Annotated in this window: 18 protein-coding genes and 3 pseudogenes; 15 read left to right on the plus strand and 6 right to left on the minus strand. The window is 58.1% G+C overall.

From position 1 onward, the window contains the following. Window positions 1-31 precede the first annotated feature (31 nt). The 6 genes and pseudogenes from FJ936_RS09250 (at window position 32) to FJ936_RS09285 (ending at window position 6,222) form a co-directional block, all read left to right on the plus strand. Entirely contained in the window at window positions 32-1,198 is a 1,167-nt protein-coding gene (locus FJ936_RS09250) for a hypothetical protein (RefSeq protein WP_141906436.1), read from the plus strand. Between the two features lie 19 nt (window positions 1,199-1,217). Next, on the plus strand, window positions 1,218-1,676 hold the full coding sequence (locus tag FJ936_RS09255) for a hypothetical protein (RefSeq protein ID WP_141906437.1): 459 nt from the start codon (window positions 1,218-1,220) through the stop codon (window positions 1,674-1,676). Window positions 1,677-2,599: 923 nt separating this feature from the next. After that, complete coding sequence (locus tag FJ936_RS09265) at window positions 2,600-3,082, plus strand: hypothetical protein (RefSeq protein ID WP_141906438.1); 483 nt, start codon at window positions 2,600-2,602, stop codon at window positions 3,080-3,082. Window positions 3,083-3,116: 34 nt separating this feature from the next. Continuing rightward, on the plus strand, window positions 3,117-4,916 hold the full coding sequence (locus FJ936_RS09270; RefSeq protein WP_141906439.1) for a hypothetical protein: 1,800 nt from the start codon (window positions 3,117-3,119) through the stop codon (window positions 4,914-4,916). A gap of 79 nt (window positions 4,917-4,995) precedes the next feature. Next, a pseudogene (locus FJ936_RS09275) lies at window positions 4,996-5,317 on the plus strand (transposase); the annotation flags it as partial. Window positions 5,318-5,910: 593 nt separating this feature from the next. Beyond that, window positions 5,911-6,222: a DUF736 domain-containing protein gene (locus FJ936_RS09285; RefSeq protein ID WP_141906440.1), complete on the plus strand. Its 312-nt coding sequence runs from the start codon at window positions 5,911-5,913 to the stop codon at window positions 6,220-6,222. 87 nt (window positions 6,223-6,309) lie between these two features. On the opposite strand, the gene FJ936_RS09290 is transcribed toward FJ936_RS09285, so the two are convergent. Then, a complete protein-coding gene (locus FJ936_RS09290) occupies window positions 6,310-6,840 on the minus strand; it encodes a MucR family transcriptional regulator (protein ID WP_141906441.1) in 531 nt (176 codons plus the stop codon). 328 nt (window positions 6,841-7,168) lie between these two features. Here FJ936_RS09290 and FJ936_RS30865 point away from each other — a divergent pair. Further along, window positions 7,169-7,305 (plus strand): annotated as a pseudogene (locus FJ936_RS30865) (DUF932 domain-containing protein); the annotation flags it as partial. 82 nt (window positions 7,306-7,387) lie between these two features. Here FJ936_RS30865 and FJ936_RS09295 read toward each other — a convergent pair. Further along, window positions 7,388-7,636: a conjugal transfer protein TraD gene (locus FJ936_RS09295; RefSeq protein ID WP_141906442.1), complete on the minus strand. Its 249-nt coding sequence runs from the start codon at window positions 7,634-7,636 to the stop codon at window positions 7,388-7,390. Window position 7,637: 1 nt separating this feature from the next. Further along, on the minus strand, window positions 7,638-7,964 hold the full coding sequence (locus FJ936_RS09300) for a conjugal transfer protein TraD (RefSeq protein ID WP_141906443.1): 327 nt from the start codon (window positions 7,962-7,964) through the stop codon (window positions 7,638-7,640). A 172-nt stretch (window positions 7,965-8,136) separates the two neighbouring features. Here FJ936_RS09300 and traA point away from each other — a divergent pair, with 172 nt between their 5' ends. Together traA and FJ936_RS09310 are read left to right on the plus strand one after the other, a co-directional pair. Then, window positions 8,137-11,184, plus strand: coding sequence for a Ti-type conjugative transfer relaxase TraA (gene traA / locus FJ936_RS09305; protein WP_141906444.1), 3,048 nt, complete (start codon window positions 8,137-8,139; stop codon window positions 11,182-11,184). Window positions 11,185-11,313: 129 nt separating this feature from the next. Continuing rightward, window positions 11,314-11,529: an AlpA family phage regulatory protein gene (locus FJ936_RS09310; protein ID WP_141906445.1), complete on the plus strand. Its 216-nt coding sequence runs from the start codon at window positions 11,314-11,316 to the stop codon at window positions 11,527-11,529. Between the two features lie 162 nt (window positions 11,530-11,691). On the opposite strand, the gene FJ936_RS09315 is transcribed toward FJ936_RS09310, so the two are convergent. Next, window positions 11,692-12,378, minus strand: coding sequence for an NUDIX domain-containing protein (locus FJ936_RS09315; protein WP_141906446.1), 687 nt, complete (start codon window positions 12,376-12,378; stop codon window positions 11,692-11,694). 146 nt (window positions 12,379-12,524) lie between these two features. On the opposite strand from FJ936_RS09315, the gene FJ936_RS09320 reads away from it, so the two are divergent. The 4 genes from FJ936_RS09320 (at window position 12,525) to FJ936_RS09335 (ending at window position 17,309) form a co-directional block, all read left to right on the plus strand. Continuing rightward, entirely contained in the window at window positions 12,525-13,304 is a 780-nt protein-coding gene (locus FJ936_RS09320) for a methyltransferase (protein ID WP_141906447.1), read from the plus strand. A gap of 1 nt (window position 13,305) precedes the next feature. Beyond that, window positions 13,306-14,616 carry a radical SAM protein gene (locus tag FJ936_RS09325; RefSeq protein ID WP_181763117.1) on the plus strand — a complete coding sequence of 437 codons (1,311 nt, stop codon included), beginning with the start codon at window positions 13,306-13,308 and terminating at the stop codon, window positions 14,614-14,616. A gap of 113 nt (window positions 14,617-14,729) precedes the next feature. Then, window positions 14,730-15,443 (plus strand): hypothetical protein, encoded by a 714-nt coding sequence (locus FJ936_RS09330; RefSeq protein ID WP_141906449.1) that lies wholly within the window; start codon window positions 14,730-14,732, stop codon window positions 15,441-15,443. A gap of 51 nt (window positions 15,444-15,494) precedes the next feature. Next, a complete protein-coding gene (locus tag FJ936_RS09335; RefSeq protein WP_141906450.1) occupies window positions 15,495-17,309 on the plus strand; it encodes an SIR2 family protein in 1,815 nt (604 codons plus the stop codon). Window positions 17,310-17,507: 198 nt separating this feature from the next. On the opposite strand, the gene FJ936_RS09340 is transcribed toward FJ936_RS09335, so the two are convergent. Then, on the minus strand, window positions 17,508-17,753 hold the full coding sequence (locus tag FJ936_RS09340) for a helix-turn-helix transcriptional regulator (RefSeq protein WP_141906451.1): 246 nt from the start codon (window positions 17,751-17,753) through the stop codon (window positions 17,508-17,510). A 119-nt stretch (window positions 17,754-17,872) separates the two neighbouring features. On the opposite strand from FJ936_RS09340, the gene FJ936_RS09345 reads away from it, so the two are divergent. Together FJ936_RS09345 and FJ936_RS09350 are read left to right on the plus strand one after the other, a co-directional pair. Then, window positions 17,873-18,448, plus strand: a complete 576-nt coding sequence (locus FJ936_RS09345) for a hypothetical protein (protein WP_141906452.1) — start codon at window positions 17,873-17,875, stop codon at window positions 18,446-18,448. A gap of 361 nt (window positions 18,449-18,809) precedes the next feature. After that, window positions 18,810-20,540: a recombinase family protein gene (locus FJ936_RS09350; protein WP_348643155.1), complete on the plus strand. Its 1,731-nt coding sequence runs from the start codon at window positions 18,810-18,812 to the stop codon at window positions 20,538-20,540. Window positions 20,541-20,723: 183 nt separating this feature from the next. Here FJ936_RS09350 and FJ936_RS09355 read toward each other — a convergent pair. Next, window positions 20,724-21,920 (minus strand): annotated as a pseudogene (locus tag FJ936_RS09355) (IS256 family transposase). Window positions 21,921-22,354 lie beyond the last annotated feature (434 nt).

Consider the following 22,354-nt stretch of genomic DNA (forward strand, 5'->3'; position numbering starts at 1 on the left):
ATTGCCGCTCGGTCACTGCGGGGGCCCAAAAATGCTTAGTCTTTCTCTTTGGGATCGTGTTCCGAAGAATCTCCGCCTGGGCCTCGTTCCGATTTTGACAACGGCGCTTCTAGTACAATCCGGAACCCAGACGGCCACGTTGCTATCATGTCTGTCGCATGGGACGCCATTTTGCAATGATCCTAGCAAGCTCTCGGTCATCGACATCCAGGGCCTCCTGATCCTGGTGAATTTCATAGTTGTGTTCTGGTTCGCCTACCGAGCCCTGGGGCAATCGCTGGCGAAATCCGGCCAGGTCAGCCTTGATGTTAAGGTGATAGGGTTGGGAACTGCAATTCTCAGCAGTCTCGAGATCTATGGATATGCCCTAAAAAATGGCGTCCCCGAGCGGTTGGTGTTCGCACTACCGGTCATCTTTTTCGTGTTCATTGTGCCCTTCATTCTGCTACGGAAGGCTCAATCAATCGAAGACACCGACGACCCGCGCGACGCAACCCGGCAAGCCTATTCGTCTTTGCGGCAAGTTGTCGTAGCACTTGTCGTGTGCGTCGTGGCGACCGTTGCGGGTTCCCTTTATTACGTGCTGATGACCGAGGGGCTGCACTTCGGCTCCGCTGTTTTCATGGCACCTCTCGTCAATCGAGAGACATGGGTCTTCAATCCCGCGATCCTTGGCATGGGCTGGATTCCCGTTCTTATCATGACGCTTAAGTCTGACGGGTCCAACGACGATGTCGTTCCACTCGGCATGACCGCCGCCGGCGTTGGCTGGCTGTTGATTGGCCCTTTGCTGATCAATGCAGCCATAGGTGTCGTCTTGATTTCCGACAGCAGCATTTTGGGCACAGCGGCGATACGTAATGAAACTTGGTCACTGTGGATGGCCAAAGCCGGCCTCGGGGCCGGACTGACTGTCATTTTTATCGCGGCTTTCTTCTCAAGCAAATGGCTCGGCTTCGATACTTCCGTGGAAATGCTGACGGGGGCCGCTATTTTCGCAGCCGCTGGCGCACTTGCCGGGTTGGCGGCGTCCAGCCTTCAAACAAGCTTCGGCGCCCCCGTAGCTTGGAACACTGCTGCGGCGATCCATGCGGGTGGATTTACGATTGCCTACCTTGCTGGCGTCTTGGCTTTTCGTTGGATACGGCGCAGCTTTCCCGATCTGATCCTTAGCGACCCAATCGCCCTTCTTCCTTGATCCACCATTGGAGAATGCCATGAGTGCTTCGCAAAGTAGCTGCCTCGTTGCCATCGGGGCTGTGGCTGTGATGAGCGGGACCATTGCGGTCCGTGCGTGTGACGAATTCGCGGGTCGATTGATATCCAGCGCCGTCGCTCCAGCGATCGAGGGGCTGAAGTGCGAGAACATCGGTAAGGCTGGGCTGGATAAGCCTGACCACCATCTGCAAAGTGTCTGCTACACGTCCAGTGGCTCGACCTCGAACCTGGAAATCGTTGCGAGTTTGCGTTGCAAAACCAGTGACAAAGCTTTCGTCAAGGTGGCGCTTTCCGACACCGGCACTGCAAACGCGCAGGTGCGCGGGGCAGACTGCCAGTTGCTTGAAGTCAATGTGCAGACTAGCGGCGAAGTGGGCAAAATTCTTATAAGGGCGTTCAACGTTAACGGAATTGTACGGACAAAACTTCAAGAGGCACTCGACAAGTTCTGCCAATAGGAATTTCGCCTATAGCGGCGTAGACGGCGAGGTGTCGCGGGGATGATCGATTCGTCATGACCAATCCAAACGTTCGCCGTCGAGTCATTGCGCGGTGATCGGGGTAGGCCTTAACGTTGCAGGCGCCAGCATAGTTCGGCGTCTGTTGCGTACGATCGGGCATAGCGACAACGACCCTTTGGGGCTTCGCTGAGGCGATCGCCTGCGATCAGGTCGTCTCGGGTGACAAAGCGAAGGCCGAACTGGGTTGGCGCCCACGGCATCCATCAATCATTGACGACCTTCGCTCCTACGCTGTCGGCGTGATGCGGGGCTTGCCAATGATGATCAACCACGTCTCCGTCGCAGTGGGCGATCCCGAGCGCGCTACGCGTGCTCTTGCTGAGATACGGGGCCGGTCAGCGCATTTGTTTATCATGTTCATCACGCTTGAAGACAAGACCGGGATCGCAAGCCTTGTCGTTTGGTCGAAAGTATTCGAGGTTAACCGTCGCATCGTCTTGTCGGCCGGCATGATCGCGGTCCGGGGCGGCATCCAGCGAGAGGCGAGGTCGTGTACCTGGTGCCTAGCACTTCGCGGATCTGCCGAGCAAGCTTGCCAGCGTTGGCGACCGCGATGCGGCTTTTCCGATCCCGCACGGACGCGGCGACGAGTTTCATCATCGTTCGCCGACGCCTCACCCGCGCGGCCTGCCGCCAAAAGGCCTGCGGACACGGGATACGCATCTTCCTGACCTTCATATAGACTCGATAATGATCAAAGCCTGTGATTTCTGGTAATCGATCGGCCTCCCCGCAGGCATTGCGGCCGATTCGATGATGTTGTGCCGCGCCGGTAGAACAAACCAGAAATACATGCGATAACCTGCAAAAGCGTCATCGCCTCCACTCAAGGAGGCGTAACAAAGTGATGGGGAAAAGCGTTGGCACAAGCTGATGTTGCAATGGCCCTTTGGTTCAGCCGCGAGATTTCGGCGACCGAGGGTAATACCACGCAAGAAATATTGCTCGAAGACGTAGCTGATCGCGTCAAGGAAGGCGGTGATCTCGCTGGAGCGATAAAAGGTGTTACTGGCCACGACCCCCGTGCGGGAGACTTCGGTATCGAGGTACTTGGATCGCTTGTCGCCATGGCCCTGATCGAAGGACTTAAAGTTTTCTGGGCCGCTTATATCAAGGAGCTGGAGGAAAAAGCCGGCAAGTCATTAGCCAACGCGACACTAGATTACATCAAGTCGCTGTTCAAAAAAGACGCGATCGGCCCATCTGCATCAGAGATTCAGGCCAAAATGAAGGGTGCTATCAAGGATGCGGCAGCCAAACTCAATGTCGATCCCGCTGCCCTTGACGCCGCTCTTGGCGCAATTGGTCCGACGGTAGCAGCCGCGGGAGCATCCGGAAATTGAAACGCCAGGACTAACGCGGAGCACGCAAAGCGACTTGAGCGCGGTGAGCATCGAGCTCTCGATCTACAAGCTCGTCCTATTCGGCGTGATCCTGCCTATCTTCGGTTTCGTTGCCCCGATCTTTCTCGCCCATCAGGCCGTCGTTGACCTTTATCGACTGGTACGCCGCCTCGGTGCGCTGCAAGGCTGGGACTTACCCCAAGTGGAGCAGGTCAACTTCGAGGGCCGTGCATTTCTGGTCGCAGGAACGGCGGTCACGCTGACCGCACTTGTCGCCTTCGCAATCCGTTTCACTCGCAGTATGATCCGTCATCGCGCGGCGCGCGCCCTTCCCGATGCTCCAGGCGAGCGGCGCTTCCGACAAATCCCGGAACGTCTTCTGTCCGACGTCGAAGCGAAGGTGACACCACTATGGCGCAATATTGGCCAAGGCCCCTCGCCAGCAGTGGTCTGCTTTGCCTCAACCGGTTCGGCCGCATGCGTTACGGTGGTCGACGGCAGACAGGCAATCGCTCTCAGCAGTGGACTCATAGACGAGTTGTTGAAAGGAAATGAGCGTCTCGCTCAAGTGATCCTGCTCCATGAAATGGCGCATTTGGTTGGCGGAGATGTGACAAGTTTCAGACGTCTTGCCGCATTCGTTGAAGCATATCGATGGATATTTGTCATCCTCCTGCTTGCGAGCGGGGTCACGTTTGCGATCTCGGCCCCTGCCGAATATTTCAATCTCGCCGGCATCGATCAGCGCAGCCCATCCCTTCCGGCTTATCTGACGAGGGCTGCTCGCGATCTGATGTTCACCTATATCAGCATGATACTGGTCCTACGGTACGTGGCTCTCATCGTCATGCTAACCGAGCTCCGCGCGGACCTGCGAGCTGCAATAACGCTAGGGAGTTTCAGCGCCTTCGCCTCGACGGTGCGCGCCGCGAGCGGCTTTCGTCCGTCGGGTTCACTGCATTTTGTACAGACATTGGTCGGAACGAAGGTTGCCCATCTGACCGCTGGCGAGCGGCTCGATCTGCTGGAGCGGCCAAGCCGACTTTTCACCCCGAAATATCGCTACTTTGCCGCTTCCATTGCTCTTTGCTTCGTCTTGATCGTCAATGGTTCACTCGCCTTCAGCGGATTCGATTGGGTGCTACAAGCCGGCGTCATCGCGGCCGTGGCCGCCCTGAACGCAATCACGATCGCAATGCTACTCGCGAACGACTTCACTGGAATGAAGCGAATCGCAGCACTCCGCATGCTCGGGATGGCCACGATGGTGGTCGCCGCAAACCTAGCTTTCCTGCTCCTTCCCAGCGAAGTGATGGGCACAACCGACACACTTGTCGTGGCAATCACAGATCCGAACTTCTCTTACCTCGCCAGCGACATAATCAGAGAATGGTACTCTGCCTCTGTACAGCCTGTCGCCGATCCGCTGCTCGATGGGCGCGCAGCTTCATGGGTTGTAGCCGTGCTGGCGACTCTTTGGTGCTCTACAAGGGTCCAAAGCTCCCAATCGCGTGGCAAAATCGCCGCCGTAGCCGGCATCGCGGCAGCGTGCCTCACCATGCTCGCCGCCGCGGCGTCACCTTTTGCGACTTATCTGCTGTTGCCAAGGCAACTTTATGATGCGCGCAACCCTCTCAGGCAGCTCGCATTGACTATCGGGCCGCCCATGCCGATCGTTGCCGCTGGCCTAACGGGCTTGGTGCTGCTTGCGATCGAACGAATCTCTCGCCGTCGCCGCGAAGGAAAAACACCTGCGCGCGGCACAGCGGCCATACCGTTACGGTATGAAGAGCGACCTCAAAACGAATTGGATAGCTACCCAGAACGCCGGTAGCACCTTTTCAATAGTGTCGAACACCGTTGGCGCGATTTTATATCGGCCGCCTCGCTTCCGAGCCGCGCCATGGCGATAGTATTGCCGGCTGCACGATCTGGTCGTGAAGATGGTGGCGCACAGCGAGCCGTGCGTGCGCTTCATGGCCATCCCCGGCGTCGGTCCGGTGACAGCACTTTCGTTCATGACGGCGATCGACGACCCGTCGCGCTTCTACCGCTCGCGCGACGTCGCGGCCTACTTCGGACTGACCTCGCGACGCTGGCAGTCGGCTCCTCGATCGACGTTCAGGGACGGATATCGAAGGCTAGCGATGCCGACGTTCGGCACGCGCTTTACGAGGCGGCGTCCGGGGGCTGATGACGCGCTTCAAGGGCTCCGACAAGGTCAAGAGCTGGGGCAAGTGTGAATCGACGTGAGACAGGAAATCGTCGGCATTTGTCGGCTTGGAAATCGCTGCCCTTTGCAATCAATTTCTCGCCTTCGGAGCCGCCCCGAACGCGATGCGGTTTAGCCCAAAGATAAGGTAAATCCGCTGCCCCATCTTCACCTGTTGGAGTAGTGGCCGACGCTGTCCTGGCGCTTGAGGCTACGTTTTTTGACAGAAGTGTAGAAGCGTTTGGCGCGGACGATAATAGCTATGACCAATTGCAGCCATCGTGGCGTTTCCACTCGTCGGTACGTTCCAAGCCACGCCCACGGCGTCCTCGAATAGATTGGGTCTGACCGAAGACCGCCTTCGCTGCGCTCAGTCTCGATCGTCTTCCCGCAACGACGGCGCTGCGTTTTCTTCCCCTGGTCGCTGCGCGTCCATTCCTCGCGGTCCAAGAAAGCCTCGCGCCGCCGTCTTTCACTTCGTTTCAGCCCCTAAGGACCACCCCATTGCGCAAGCGCAACGGGGACCCCGGTGGGTGCGGACCGATCGTCTCCGGTCTCACGACCACCATCGAGGCCGCGATGGGCGCGGCCCGAGAAACACAAAGGAACCACCACAATGGCTACGATCGGCACTTTCTCGCGCACCGCGAACGGCTTCTCTGGCTCGGTCAAGACCCTCAACCTCAACGTCAAGACGGTAACGTTATCTCCGGCCGACGGCGACAATGAAAAGGGTCCCGACTTCCGCATCTTCGCTGGAGCCACCGAGTTCGGGGCGGCATGGAAGAAGACGTCGCGCGAGGGACGCGACTACCACTCCGTCAAGCTCGACGATCCCAGCTTCCCCGCTCCGATCTACGCGAGCCTGGTCGAGACCGACACCGAGGGCGACTTCTCGCTCATCTGGTCCCGCCGCACCACAGAGTGACCCGACAAAACCCGAAGCCCCGCCGCCAGGCGGGGCTTCGCCATGTTCAGGTCAGGCGCAGCCTAGGCTTCTGTCAGATGCAGCAGGTTACGCTTGGACCCGCGCCTTGCGCGGCTTCTTCACCGGCGACTTGATTGCCGTAGCAGTTGTTCTTGCCGCCGCCGCCCGCACGGCCGGTTTGCGTTTTTCCGCCGCGGCAGACGTGGGCGTCGCCGCCTTGCGCCCAAGTCCAATCGATTTCGCCAGAGCCGACCGGGTAGCCGCGTAGTTCGGCGCCACCATCGGATAGTCGGACGGCAGGTTCCATTTCTGCCGGTATTCGTCGGGGGTCAGGTTGAAGTGCTGAAGGTGCCGCTTGAGCGATTTGAATTTCTTTCCGTCTTCCAGACAGATGATGAAGTCAGGTGTCACCGATTTCTTGATCGAAACTGCCGGGTCCTGTTTTACCACAGGTTCTACCGCTGGCGTGCCGATGCCATTCAGGGCGGCATGGATGTCGCCGATTAGTTTCGGCAACTCGCCAACCGGTACTGGATTGTTCGATACATAGGCGGCGACAATGTCAGCCGTTATCGACACGGTATCCAGTTTGTTGCCTTGCTCGAGAGCAGTGGTCATATGATTTCCTTTTTTGTATCGGATGAATTGAGCGACGTTTGATTTTTCTGCCCCCCACGACGCAAATAGTGCATTTCTTCGTAAAATCCACCTCTCTTGCGCAACATGACAAGAGTAAGTTTCGCTTCTGTCGCCCCATCGGCTGGGATGCTTTCGCCTATCTCATCCAAAGCGAGGAGCTTCCTTCACTTTTCCGCCCGTTCTAGCTGTGCAGAGCAATGCCGCTGGCTCGCGCCCTGGCTACAGAGTTTCTATCAACGCGCAGTGTGCATGATCGCATCTGTGGGGCGTGCGAGGTTTCGAGGGGAACACGATCTGGCATTTGAAGTTTGCTCATAAGGGAGCGCCTACTTTGACGAGCTTCGCCCACTCAAGCCTTGCGCCCTTCATCATCTGGATCAAGGCTCGCTAGATAGGATTTTCGCCGGTAGCGACGAAGATCGCGAAAGCTTCCCGCGCAAGCGCTTGACTGCGGCGTCGGCGCTGGCGCACCGGCGGAAGTCTGCTGTCCCCGCTTCGTGCCGGCCGCTGCTCGCGCTAACTGTGGCTAAGTTCGCCGTCCCATCCGCTCTTCACGCCGTTCACGATCGAACGCCTGCATACCCTTCGCAGTCCATAGATTTCGCGCCTGCTCGTCTTCATCGCTCTGCAGTTTGACGGCGATCCAAAGCAGCGCGCCGTAGATAGTAGCGCGATCGTCGTTGGTCAGCTCGACGATGCCTGCCTTGACGACGAGACCGCCGAGTTCGATCAGATGTCGGGTGCGCCGGCGTCGCTCGACCTGCCACGTGCGCATGTCATTGCGAGCCCGTGCCGCCTGCCGGCGATTGTGTGCCGCCCGGTTGCGCTGGAGCGCTGCGAGGGTTGCGCTGAGATGCCGGATCAGTTCGCCGGGACCTACTCTCGAAAAACGTCACCCCACGCTTGGCCCACGCCTCACGCTTTGAGGTGTCTTTGGTTTCAGCGATTGCGACCAATGCGCCGGCCAGTTCATCCGTGCTGAGCTGATCGGCGCCGGTGGCGATCACCAGGTCGCCAAGGTGCTGCACCTTTCGCGTTTTGAGCTCTCGCGCTTTTTCTTCCAGCGCCTTCAGTTCGGCGTCGAAGTCCCGCGGTTTGCGCATGGCTGTCTCCATTGATTGTCGATGTGGCGATGATAGGCGAGCGCCCGCCGGAAGGCTCCTGGGTTGCCGAGACAGCCCGGGACGGGCTGGTCCATCCCGAGAATTTTTCGAGGGAGGGCGCGCTTATACGTCGTGCCGACGTACGCTTTGCCATGCAAATGATCTGGTCGCGATGGCGATCTATCATCTTCACGTCAAGGTCATTGGCCGCAAGGCAGGCTCGAGCGCTGTCGCGTCGGCTGCCTACCGCTCGGCTTCGCGGCTGCGCGACGAGCGCATCGAACGAAGCCATGATTTTTCAGTCAAAAGCGGTGTCGTTCATTCCGAGGTGATGCTGCCGGAGGATGCTCCGGAGGCCTGGCGCGACCGCGAACGGCTGTGGAACGATGTCGAGGCGTTCGAGGTGCGCAAGGACGCGCAGCTTGCCCGCGAGGTCGAGTTTGCGCTGCCACGCGAACTCGACGAGGCGCAAGGCATCGAACTGGCGCGCGACTTTGTACAAGTCGAGTTTGTCAGCAAGGGCATGGTGGCCGATCTTAATGTGCATTGGGACAGGGCAGAGGATGGCAGTCCCAAGCCGCACGCCCATGTCATGCTCACCATGCGGTCCGTGGACGAGAACGGTTTTGGGTCAAAGGTTCGAGACTGGAACGCCACCCAACTGGTCGAGCGCTGGCGCGAGCGATGGGCGGAGTTTGCCAATGAACGCCTGGCCGAACTCGACATCGACGCCCGCATTGATCATCGCAGTCTGGAAGCCCAGGGCATTGCCCTGGAGCCGCAGACCCAGATTGGTGCACCAGCGCAACGCATAGAGGGCAGTGGCCTTGCTGCTGGCGATAGTGAAGCAGATCGCGTCGAACTGCATCGCGAGATCGCGCGCAACAATGGTGCGCGCATCATTGCCGATCCATCCGTGGCGCTCGATGCCATCACCCATCAGCAATCGACGTTCACCCGAAAGGACATTGCGAAGTTCTCGCATCGGCACAGCGACGGAATGGAGCAGTTTAACGCTGTCATGGCAGCCATCGGCAGCGCGCCTGATCTGGTCGAACTCGGCAAGGACGGACGCGGCGAAGATCGCTTCACCACCCGGCAGATGATCGACACCGAACAGCGCCTTCACCACGCAGCAGACCGCATGGCCGGACAGGAGCGCCATGCGGTAAGTGACGCACAGCGCGAGGCAGCTCTGGCACGGGCGGCGGAACGGGGGCTTGTCCTGTCGGGCGAGCAAACCGATGCGCTTGCGCATATCACCGATGGTCACGGTCTTGGTGTCGTTGTCGGTTTTGCCGGAACAGGCAAAAGCGCCATGCTTGGTGTTGCGCGTCAGGCATGGGCAGCAGCTGGCTATGAGGTTCGAGGCGCCGCGCTCTCCGGCATCGCGGCGGAGAATCTCGAAGGCGGATCAGGAATTGCTTCGCGGACCATCGCCAGTATGGAACACAGTTGGGGACAGGGCCGTGATCTGCTCACGGCGCGTGATGTCCTGGTGATCGATGAGGCCGGCATGATCGGCACGCGCCAGTTGGAGCGCGTGCTTTCCCATGCGGCGGACGTTGGCGCAAAAGTCGTGTTGGTTGGCGATCCGCAGCAGTTGCAGGCGATCGAAGCCGGCGCTGCATTCCGTTCGATTCACGAGCGTCATGGCGGCGTCGAGATCGGTCAGGTGCGCCGGCAGCGCGAGGACTGGCAGCGCGACGCCACGCGCGATCTGGCAACCGGCAGGATCGGCACTGCGATCAGCGCCTATGACGCGCAAGGCATGGTGCATCGGGCTGCCTCGCGCGACGAGGCGCGCAACGATCTGGTCGAACGGTGGGACCGCGGCAGGCAGGCAGAGCCTGAAGCAAGCCGGATCATTCTCACGCACACGAACGACGAAGTACGCGCGCTCAACAAGGCAGCGCGCGAGTGTATGCGCGCTGCTGGAGATCTCGGCCATGATGTTCAGGTGGATGTGGAACGCGGTGAGAGAAACTTCGCACGCGGCGACCGGGTCATGTTCCTGCGCAACGAGCGGTCGCTTGGCGTCAAGAATGGCACGCTCGGTATGACCGAAGAGGTCAGCACACAGAGCATGACGGTTCGAACCGACGATGGTCGGTCTGTGCGCTTTGACCTGAAAGACTATGCCCACATCGATCACGGCTATGCCGCCACCACTCACAAGGCCCAGGGCATGACGGTCGATCGTACGCATGTGCTGGCGACGCCAGGCATAGATGCGCATGGCAGCTACGTTGCCTTGTCGCGGCATCGCGACGGGATGAACCTGCATTACGGCAGCGATGACTTCGCGACCCGCGAACGGCTCGTCCGCGCGATGTCACGGGACCGCGCCAAGGACATGGCGTCGGATTACGAGCAGATCGACACGGCGCAGAGCTATGCCGAGCGGCGCGGCATCACGTTCCGCCAGCGCGTCGTCGAGATCGTGCGCCGGGTCGTTCCGGAGAAGTTGCGCGACAGGATCGGTGGGCTGCTCGACGGGTTGCGCTCGCCCGGAGACGCCGGGTCCGTGCATGAACGTGGACCTGGGCCGGGAAGGGAAAATGTTGGGGCGCGGATCGGAGATGCTGGCTCCACGCCCGGCAGAGGAGATCTCGCCACCACAGTGCCACACGACACCAACGTGCCGATGGACGGGGAAGCGGCGTTGCGCAGTGCTCGTACGAAAGCGCTTGTGCGTCACGCGCGTGCGCTCGACGCGATCCTCAGTACTGGAAACGCCGACGGGCGGGGCACTCCCGAGCAGATGCGCGAATTGAAAGATGCCCGCGGTGCTTTCGAGAAGGTCCGGCCGCATGGTTGGCGCGATGCCGAAGCGGCTTATGTGAAAAATCCCGAACTTGTCCGCGAGGCGGGCGCCGGCCGCGTCAACCGCATAGTGCTGGCGCTTCAGCTTGAGACGGAAATCCGCACCGGACTGGATAACGATCCGGGGCGTCAGGCCGACCGTTTCGTGGAAAGCTGGCAAAAGCTCGACCGCACTGGCCAGCGCCAGTACCAGGCCGGAGACATGTCGGGCTACAAGTCAACGCGTTCGGCCATGTCCGACATGGCCAAAAGCCTCGAACGTGATCCCCAGCTAGAATCCCTGCTCGCCAACCGCAAGCGCGAACTTGGCATCAACGTCGATTCCGGCCGGCGCCTCGGCGCGGAACTTGCATTCAGCCATGGCATAGATAAGGGCCGAGGCCTTGGACTCTGACACCCCTCCGATCTGCCGCCGTTTCCACGCTGGAGGCGGCTGTGGAGGCAAACCGTCTTGCGTCCAGCATCGGTTCGTCCTGTCTGTCCCAGCAGATATCGGCAATGACCACTGAGGAGCAAGCGAGCTATGTCCGAGCCGGATCGCATCATACGCCTCAGAACCGTCCTTGACCGTACCGGCCTGTCCCGTTCAACCATCTATCGCAAGATCGCCGAAGGCACGTTCCCGGCTCAGATCAAGATCAGTGTCAACGGGGCCGGTTGGCGCGAATCCGATATCAATAGGTGGGTCGCTGACCCTGTCTACTGGCACACTAATGCATCACGAAAAAAGAGCGACTAGTGGCGGTCGAGAGGTACGTTGCGCCCATCGTTGAACAGTCCTCTCTGATGTAAGGTTTAAAGACCGGGAATGGGCCGAAAGCGGAATGGCGGGTACTGGCTAGCTGTGCGGACATTCCGATCTGTAGATGACGCCGCCCCAGCGCGCGCTAGCCGATGTATGTTAATGTCGTGCGGAGCCCGCCTTTATTCGTCCCAGGAAGACGGCTGGTGCGGCCTTAAGTCTATATAGAGTAGTCGGGCGACGTGCTTGGGAATTTGCTTCGGTCTTTCCCACTTCTTCAAGGAGATCGAGAGCGTTCACTTTCCTTCGAAACGCGCTTTGGTCCAGCTTGTCGTCGATGACGATCTGGTAAATTCGAAGCAGCTCCGGCATGGTAAAATGATCTGGCAAAAGACACGCTGCGATGGTGGAATAAGCGCCTTTTCCCCGCAGCCGCTCCTGAGCGCTAGCAACTATTTGTGCGTGGTCAAATGGTAGATTGCCTGGATTGTCCGACGGCCTAAGAATGAGCTGCATACCGGAGTGTTCCATGAGTACTTCGTAAGGGACGAGCGCAAAATATGCGATGGAAACCGACCAATCGCGTGGATCTCGATCACGTGAAGCGAAGGTCCTGAGTTGCTCTAGATAAATGTGTTCCAGCCCCGTTTTCGTCCGTAGAATGCGACGCGCGGCATCTTCCGCATCGCGATCCTCATTCACGTGGACATAGCCGCCTACAAGGGCCTCGCTACCGGCGAAGGGTTCGTTCGGGCGCTTCATAAGAGCCACCGAGAGCTGCTCGTCCTTGATCGTCATCAACACGACGTCGATCGTGACGATTGGCCTTTTAAACCCGTCATCCATTTTTTTGATACCTCCTTCCGAAAACGATACCATAAAGCGTCAGTCTCATAAAACAACTTGCACTTTGCACTTTGCAAGTTAATATCGCGTTAACGCCGAGAACCTGATGGCGTGCCTGTAGCAACATCAACCGAAGGACGCATTCGATGCCAAATTCAGTTTCGATACAGTCTGATTTACCCGGCTACGGGACCGGCGCTCCAATCGATTTCGGCGTTGCCCCTAGCGACACTAAGGGGCGCATGTGTGCACCCGTCACGTTCGGCCGTTCGCGGTTCACGCAGGCGTATGATCTCCTCGCTCGTCACGAAGAATTGCAGTTCGAACAGTGCGTTGCGATAGACGGCTTGGAGATTGAAGTTCACCCCAATGTCCTCAGCCCTTCGTTGACGACGACCAGCCGCTTCTTCGCGCAAACCATCCTGGACCAAAACCCCCACGGCAGTATCCTCGAGATTGGAGTCGGGACCGGCTACTGCCTGACGAGGATTGGAGTTGCTCGACCCAGTACGGATCTGTTCGGCTCCGATATCAATCCCGATGCGGTTGCTGTTGCCCGGCGAAACCTTGTTCGCAACGGATTGCACGGCAAAATCTACGAGAGCGATCTGTTTGAAGGCTTTGAGGGAATGTCCTTCGACATGATCCTCTTCAACCCTCCGCTGCTTTTCGGGGAGCCCGAAAACCGGCTCGAGCTCGCAATCTTCGATCGGCAGGGCATGACGATCCAGCGTTATCTTAAATCACTGCGGGCGTTTCTGGCGCCTGCCGGCAGATCAATGATCCTGTCCACGGATCGCAACCAGCGCGAAAACAACGGACCCTCGTTTGACGAGGTTCTCGATGGGTGCGGTTTTCGGCACAGCGTGGTTGCAACCCTTGATCGGGCCTTCGAGGTCTATAGCGCGCATCTGGTGGAGGTCTGACATGACCGTCACCCATTCCCGGTACAACCAGGTTCACGTGAACGAATGGAATTTTCTCGAGCACTTTGGTGCCCTTCACGCCCTGCTTGTTGCAAGGCGGGAAGGCAACACTAACAACCTGCTGAAAATTGCACCGGTCACCGTTGAAATTGACCCAGTGGACTACTGCAACCACGCTTGTGAGTGGTGCTTCACGGCTTCTCATCGCGAATCCGATCGAATGTCGGATGATTCCGTGAGGACGCTTGTCGCTCAATTGGGAAAAATGGGCGCAAAGTCTGTCCATTTTGCCGGCGGCGGCGAGCCTACACTGCTGAAACACTTTGCCCGGCTAAAAGGCAGAAAGGAGCGTGGCGGTACAGAGAAAGACCAGAATACGGTTCTCGATGCGGCCGAGGAGGCCAACTTAACGGCTGGTGTGATCAGCAATGGCAGCACGTTACGGGCACTGGATTTGGATCGGCTTGTAGGGCAGCTGAGCTGGATCCGGTTCAGCATCGACGCCGGCACAGAGGAACGCTACAGAAAAAAGCACCGGCCAAAGGGCCACACCCTCCTTGACCTACATAGCGGCATCGAAGCACTTGTTCAGTCACGCGGAGCCAGTCCATATCCTACTATTGGGGCGAGCTTTATTTTCGAGGTCGTGTCCCCGGAAATTATTGACGAAATCAAACTGTTCGCCCGGAATATGGCTCGGCTCAAGGTTGACTACATCCAAATCAAGCCTGAGAATCTCAACCGCGGACCTGATGTAGAAGCGCTGCTGGACAGTCTCGGGCCAATCCTGGCGGAAGAGCTTACGGGCTCATCTACCTTTGCAGCCATCAACCAGGCCCATCCCAACACGGATGACGCTCGATATTGCTGGTACTCACATATCGGCCCGGTTGTCGGAGCGACCGGCGATGTCTACGCATGCTGTTACACCTATGGAATGCCCGACTTCAAGCTCGGCAATATGCTCGACGAAGAGCGCGGCTTCGCCGGAGTCTGGAATAGCGAAAAACGGCTTGCCGTCACGTCTGGCATCGATCCGGCGCTTTGCCTCTCGTGCCGGCATGCGTCTTTCAATCGTATCGCGGACAGGTTGTATGAACTTGACAAAGAGGACTGGGACTGGTTGGCCGACGCACTATCGGAAATAAAGAAAGGCAAGCAAGCACGCGAAATTGTTCCTCGGCCGCGCACACACTGGGTAGTGCCTGGCCTTGAACAGTACGAACTGCTGCAACGTTCCGCCAGAAACACAATCACTGACTATCCTGTCTATCGGGAGACGCAATTCATCAGCGCAAAGCAAGGCGTCTGAGGCAAAGCACACGGGGCAGATTCCCTTTTGACGGAGCTTCGATGTCACCGATTTTGTCACCTCGCCGTTTGGGCAGACGGGATGTTGCGGCGGCCCGAGTTCGGTCACGTTGCTTGATCACGGCAGTCGATTTCTCGCAGGGCATCGGTTCACGTCCGTCCGATCGGATAAACGCCACGGCTTTTGCCAATGCATATTTTGTTGCAAGGGCCGCAGTTGCCGAGCTGGTCTCGCTCGGTGTCAAACCTGATGTCCTGACGGTAGGCAACACGTCGGTGGTGGACAAGAGAGCGGTTGGGTCTGCCGTCGACATGCTGCAATCAGAGGTCAACGCGACAGCCTTGGTGCAATTCTCACATGAGAATTATTGCGAGGGCAATGAGTCAGCGATTGCGGTGTCGGCCGTCGCGTCCATTGTTGCAAGAGACTTGAAGCTTATCGACAATCCGGCGATGGCCTTTGCCTACTATTCTAATCTCACGCTTCCTACTGCGCTCGATCCCGAGTATTTTCATGCCTGTTATCCTCTTTCCGACATCTTGCAACTCATCAGAAAGCCGGAGATTCTTGAAATCATCCCCGGGGGCTCCCGCGGCGTCGCTGGCGATATCGTGAAACTCTGCGACGGTCTCGGCTATGCGTTTGAATCGGGCCTTTTGGGCCTGGAAGCCACTCGCCAGCTTAGCGTCGGCGCTGGCCCAGCCTGCAAATTCCTAGTGCTTGCGACGTCGCCGGTGCAAATCCGCGGATACGATTTCATCGGAACGATTGTCAAGAAAGGTCTTAAGGTAAGCGACCGGCCTCCTATAACTTCTATCGCCGCCTGAACTGGTGGCACATGCCGACCCACCCCTGAAATAGTCAGCGGAGATCCGAGTATGCATCAACGTCTGAGAACCCAGTCCAAAGGCTTTGAGCCTGCCTTTCTCGAGGCATTGCAGGGCGATGCTCCAGGGGTACTCTGTGGCAGCGGGCTTTCAATCTTTTGCCCAACCGGTCTCCAAGGCGGCCATAAGACATCGGTCGAAATCGCCAACGTGCTCTGCAAGGCGGCAAAGATCGAGGAACTTTGCACGACGGCGGGCGCTCCATCTGACACGTTCCACAAAGCGATAACATCCGCGGCCTATGAGGCGATTCTGCAGCAATATCCAAAAAAGGATGTTCTGCCGGGCCTTTTCCAAAATTACTTTCTGCGCCATGGAGGGGAGCACGGGGGAGCAACCGTGCGCTTCAACCCGCTGCATCAGGCCTTGGCGTCGTTGCTCGCAAAGGATCGGATCCGAGGGATCGTAACGACAAATTACGACACCTGCATTGAAGATGCTTACCTGTTCGCGAAGAACGACCAACCCCACTCGGTTGTTGTGACGGAGGCATCGCCGGGCGAAGCGCGCCCCATTCTCAAATTGCATGGATGCGCACGGCAACCGGAATCGATGATTTTCTCACTTGATCAAGAAGGGGAGTTGCCCGAATGGAAGAGGACCTACCTAAAAAGCATAGCGGGAGGCCATCTCGTTGTCATGGGTTATTCTGGACTGGACTTTGAAGTCTGTCCCGAACTTTACGACCTCGATCTGGAGCGGATCACTTGGATCGCACTACAGGAGCGCGGCAGGCCGCTGCTGACGGCGAATGCAGTCAAGGTATTGAAAAAAAAGGCTCGGAAGGCCGTGGTTATCTCAGGCGATATCCGAGATGTCTTGGTCGCTTGGTCTGGTCTCGGCCGCTGTGAGAAGGCTGACGATCTGCCTCTGTTGTCGGACCAGATTTTTGCGGTCTTGTCTGAAAGCGATCGCAGGCTCTGGGCCGCAAAGACCTTCGTCGTTCTCAGTATCCCAAGCGCGGCGGCCCACACCGTAGAGGTGGAAAAGAGAGCGCTTGGATCGTCGGACGTACTCTCCGACGAATTCAAGAATGTTGAGCTTGGTATCCTCAACCACAGTATGCGCTATTTTGAAAATGCAGATCTAAACCATGTGCTAGCGCGAGACGGCGCAAGGGAGCTGCTGGACCGCATTGGAAACGCCATTGGCGAATCCGGTTCATCGTCGATGGCGGGGGCCTACGATCGCTCGGCGAGCGCGTTACAATATGCCCGCGAACTTGCGAACGGGCTTGACGATCCTGTCGAACGGGAAAGTGTTGAATACGGCATTGAGTGGATGGACATCCTGCTCTCAAAACGGAGCATCGTGAGAAGCGACAGGAAAGCCGTTGGCCATTTTATCGAACGACTAAGGGCGCTCCAAAAACGGGCATATCGCGTTGGCAATCATCATCTAATCGATCTGTGCGAACAGGAGATCACTCAGATCAGCGGTCTGCGGCAAAGACGCCCTGACATCGGAATGCAGAAGCGTTCAGGGCAGATCTTCAAGCAACTAGGAAATTATGTAGGTCAAGTTACCGCCCTGCATACGCAAGCCCTTAAAACGATGAAGCCGTCGTTCGCGGCCCAACTGTGGAAGCGAACGCGGTTGATGAGATTGTATGGCCTTCCGCCATGGCGGGTGTATCAAACTTTGATAGAGCTTGATCGGGAGCGTCAGGGCCGAGAAGAGCTCTTTGCTCTGTTCCTAGAGTCGATCACGCCCTGCCAATTCGATGGAAATTATAAACAGGCGATGATTGCCAAGGCGTCCCGAGCAGTTGATTCTCCTCATGTGCTGCGTGAGCATAGCAAATGAGATCAGCGTCGGAAGAGCGTGCTCTCCTTAAAGCTTGGAAGCGCTTCGATGCTCCCGACCTGGCGATGATGAGACAAACAAACTGGACATCTGCTTTCGGGCAGGTGCCAGAGTTATTTAACGACTGCTATGAGGCGCATTGCTGACACTGATTGAAAAGCAGGTAATCCTAAAGGCACCTCTAGATGCCGCCTTCCTCTAAGTGTTCGCGGTACCGCGTGACAAGCGCACACCAGGGCCACTGCCATTCTCTGGAATGAATTCTATTCCGGCTGCTTCGAGCGATAGCTTCAGCGCTTGCAGGATTGATTCAGATGCTGGTTTCGAACCACGTTCGAACTGCACGATCGTCCTCAAACTTACCTTGGATAGATCCGCCAGTTCCTGTTGAGAAATGTCGAGAAGCCCACGAGCCGCACGAATCTGGGCCGCACTTACCTTCATTGTTCAAATGCCCTGTTGCACAAAAAGTGCAAATATGCTTGTTTTAGGAAACGACGGCTGGAAGTGGTTCATCCACTGCCGACAGTCTAACCACGCCCACGCTTTGCGGAGCTCGGATCATGGCTGATTCCGACCATAGCACGACTATGCCTTTCGTCGCGACTGGCATGGACACGGCGTCGAACCGGTTGCCGGATGCAGACCCCCCGATTCTATTGCTCCGAGATTGGTTGCGGGCGCAGCATGTTTCTCAAGTCCTCTGCCGTCTTCAACAGCGTCTAGAGAGGCGTTATCTCGATGCTAGAGGCTCGGAAGCGTTGGACAAGCAGGTCGCTTACTCGATCGCCTGCCAAGCGGAAGTCGAGGCCACGACAGCTGCCTTGAAGCTTCAAGACAAACTTCCCCATATACAAGCGCGGTCGCTTCTTGGCATCGTCGCCAAGCTCGAAATCATCGCTGGCGCAGATCGTGACATCGACGATCCAACAGATTTTCCCTGGCCGCATATTGCTTCGGTCCTTGCCGACTTGAAGGAAATCGCGGGAAGCCTACCGCTTGAACGGCCTGAGCGAACCGTCGTCCAGGCGGACTGTAGACTCTATCAGGAAACAGCGACCGATCTGGTCCGTCTGGAAAAGCAGGCCTCTGATCTGGTCTTGGGGGGAGCGCCTGTCGTTGGCATCAGCTCACGATAGAAGTCCCTCGGTCCGCCGTGTTTGTTCAACCAACGCGACTCAGTGCTAACGCGGGTTTTTTGTTACGACAGGTTTGTACCGGAGTATCGGATCAGGGCGAAGTTTGTCCGAATAGCACGCCTTGCTATCCCTTTCTGCGAGCGCCCATTGTGGCGAATTCCCTCGTCTCGCGCATGAGCACATCTTGCGAGACATGGAGGAGCTACGTTTTCTTGGCAAACTTGCTGGCCGGCAGCGATCGCGATCGTTCGGGGTATTTTGCTCCCCGCCATTTTTGTCCTGTCGCAAACTGTTCCTGCAATGGTGCTGAAGTCCAGCAAGCGGGTCTTGCGCAAGGGCCCCGACCGGGCGATTCTGCGCCTTGCAAGCGCTCTCGCTCGCCAAGCGGCCCGCGAAGACCATGCGCGAGAACAGGCCGAGAAAACTCACCATGAATCGGACCGCGATCTACGCACGCTTCTCAACCGACCTCCAGAATGAGCGATCGATAGACGATCAGCTCGCTTTATGCCGTGCATATGCAGAGCGTGAGGGGTTGAACGTTGTCGCAACGTTTGACGATAGAGCACGCTCCGGTGGCTCCGTCCTGGGCCGTGACGGTCTCCTTCACCTCATGGACAAAGCGCGTGAGCACGAATTCGACGTGCTCGTCGTAGAGGCACTTGATCGGCTCTCGCGCGACATGGAAGACCTTGCCGGCATTCACAAACGCCTTTCATTTCTCGGCATCGAGATTCGTGCCGTTCACGAAGGCGTAGTGAACACGGTCTTGGTCGGCCTACGCGGTCTTGTTGGCCAACTCTACCGGGAGGACATCGCTCATAAGGTCCGTCGGGGCCAGGCAGGCCGAGTCAACAAGGGACTCCATGCCGGTGGATTAACCTATGGCTACTCTTATGTGCTCGGCGACCCTGGAAAGCGGTTAATCGCCGAGGACGAAGCGGAGATCGTGCGTCGTATCTTCAGAGAGTATGTCGATGGACAGACCCCGCGCGATATCGCCCACAAACTTAATGGCGACCGCATACCACCGCCCCGTGGCCGAGCCTGGAATGCATCTACTATCAATGGAAATGTGCAGAGAGGGACGGGGCTGCTTCACAATGAGCTTTATGCTGGCCGCTTGGTCTGGAACAGGGTCAGAATGATCAAGGATCCTGATACGGGGAAACGTGTCTCGCGTCCGAATCCCAGAGGCGAATGGCGAGTGGTCGCAGTACCGGACCTCGCCATTGTTTCGTTCGACCTGTTTGACGCAGCACAAGCACGCAAGAAGGCGCGTGCAACCATCCATCCAAGCCATCAACGCCGACCACGGCACATGCTGACTGGGCTCCTGCGTTGCGGTGCCTGCGGTGCGGGAATGTCGTCAAAGGGCGTGGACAAGTCCAAGCGCATTCGCATCCGCTGTTCCGCCGCGACTGAAAGCGGAACATGCGCCGATCCCAAGACCTTTTATTTGGATACGGTCGAAGCTGCAGTTCTGAACGGCCTTTCCGCCGAGTTGCGCCATCCCGAGGTGATTGCCCAGTACGTCCAGACCTACCACGAAGAACGGAAGCGCTTGGCAGCCGACACAGATGCCAGCCGCAGCCGTTTGGAGCGACGGCTTGAAGAGCTAACTCGGGAGATCGAGCGGCTGGTCAACGCCATTGCCAAAGGCCACGCCGACCCAGCTGTACTCGGTCCGCAATCGACAACACTGAATGAAGAGCGCAAGTGCATCTTGGCAGAGCTGGATCAGGTACCCGCTGCGACCGGAGTAATCGCGCTGCACCCTGCGGTGCTTGCCCGCTACGAGGAGCAACTGAACCAACTTCAGTCCTGGCTTGCCAAGGGCATTGCTTCTGGCGATTCCGAATGTGCAGAGGCAATGCGTGACCTGGTCGAAACCGTCACGGTGTTTCGAGATCCATCGAGGATCGGCAGCGTCGAAGTCGAAATCGCTGGGCGATTAACGGCACTCTTGGGCGAGGGTGCCTTCCCCCACGGCACCAAAGGAGTGGGGGGAATGGTGGTAGCGGGAGAGCGCTACATCGCGAGACCCACTATCGAAGAGGCGTTTTTCTACTACCGGCGGCACGCGGCTTAGTCGAAATTTTTCAATTTTGGCGATGGAGGCGATGTTCTCCGAAGGCAGAGATCACAGGTTCTAATCCTGGATCCCGACAGGAATCGAACCTGTGACCTACAGATTAGGAACTAGAAGATCGTGTCCCAGGGAGTGGTGTAGCTGGCGGCTTTGATCGCCGCGTTCTCCGGCTAGGCCGGATGATCAGCGCGCCACAGCTGCCAGGCTGATGAGGGGATCATCGCTCATTTGGCTGACGGTTTCCAGCGTCATATATCTGGCGCGCTGGACAGCCCATTCGTCATTCTGTTCGAGCAACAATGCGCCGACGAGGCGGACGATGGCATCGTCGTTGGGGAAGATGCCGACAACCTCGGTCCTACGTTTGATTTCACCGTTGAGGCGCTCGATGGGGTTGGTGCTATGGAGCTTGGCGCGGTGCTCCTTGGGAAGGTCATGTAGGCCAGCACATCGGGCTCGGCGTCGTCCATGATGGTGGCGAGCTTGGGCACCTTGGACCGGATCTGGTCGGCGACGGCACGCCATTGGTGCTGGCGGCTTCCGGCGTTTCCTGGGCGAAGGCGGTGGCGATGAAGGCCGAGACGACACGGCGCCCGCTCTTTCCGGCATGGGCCAGCACGTTCCTCATGAAGTGGACTCGGCAGCGTTGCCAAGTCGCGCACAGCACCTTGGTGACGGCCGCCTTGATGCCCTCGTGCGCGTCGGAGACGACGAGCTTGACGCCTCTGAGGCCACGCCGGGTGAGCTTGCGCAGGAACTCGGTCCAGATCGGCTCGGCCTCGGAGGTGCCGATCTCCATGCCCAGCACCACGAGCCGGCCGTCCGCGTTGACCCCGACGGCAATGATGACGGCGACCGAGACGATGCGTCCGCCGCGGCGGACCTTCAGGTAGGTGGCGTCGATCCACAGATACGGCCAGTCGCCCTCGATCGGCCGATCGAGGAACGCCTTCACCTTGCCATCGATCTCTTCGCAGAGCCGCGAGACCTGGCTTTTGGAGATGCCGCTCATGCCCATGGCGTTGACCAGGTCGTCGACCGAGCGCGTCGAGATGCTCTGGACATAGGCCTCCTGGATGACGGCGGTCAGCGCCTTCTCGGCCATACGGCGCGGCTCCAGGAAGCCTGGGAAGTAGGAGCCTTCCTCAGCTTGGGGATGCGCAGTTCGATGGTGCCTGCCCGCGTCTCCCAGACCCGCTCGCGGTAGCCATTGCGCTGCGCAGTCCGCAGCGGGTTCTTCTCGCCATAGGCGGCGCCGGTGACCGCGCCCACCTCCAGCTCCATCAGCCGCTCGGCGGCAAAGCCGATCATCTCGCGCAACAGATCGGCGTCGGGGGTCTTCTCCACAAGCGCGCGCAGGTTCATTATGTCGTCGGTCATCGATGGCTTCCTTCGAATCAGGTTGGTGTCAGCAACCCGACCCTAACGGAAGAACATCGATGACCACCGCTGCGCCGCTCGCTCGCTACGGCGCTGTTGAGGGCGCGCTCGCGAGCGGCTTCGCTACCGCCGAGCTACACCACCTGTGGGGACGCGACCAAATTAGAAGGGGCTCATTCGGAGGTCTTTCCGGTTCGCCAGACCATACGAGACGATACGAAGGATATGGGTTGGCTAACCATCCATTAAGCCACTGATTTTCTTCCGAAATATACACCCTCAGTGACTAACAAAATCGTTGTAGATCAATTTCTTGCGAAGCGGTTCGCCAAAGTTGATTCAAGGAGTGAGTCCAGCCTCGCCGATAGCAAATTGCAGCTTCGCGCCTCATGTCAGTCATTCCAGCAGTGGAGGCCATTCACCAAAAGCGGAAG

It is taken from the genome of Mesorhizobium sp. B2-4-13, assembly GCF_006658535.1.
In the GTDB taxonomy this organism is placed as follows: domain Bacteria; phylum Pseudomonadota; class Alphaproteobacteria; order Rhizobiales; family Rhizobiaceae; genus Mesorhizobium; species Mesorhizobium australicum.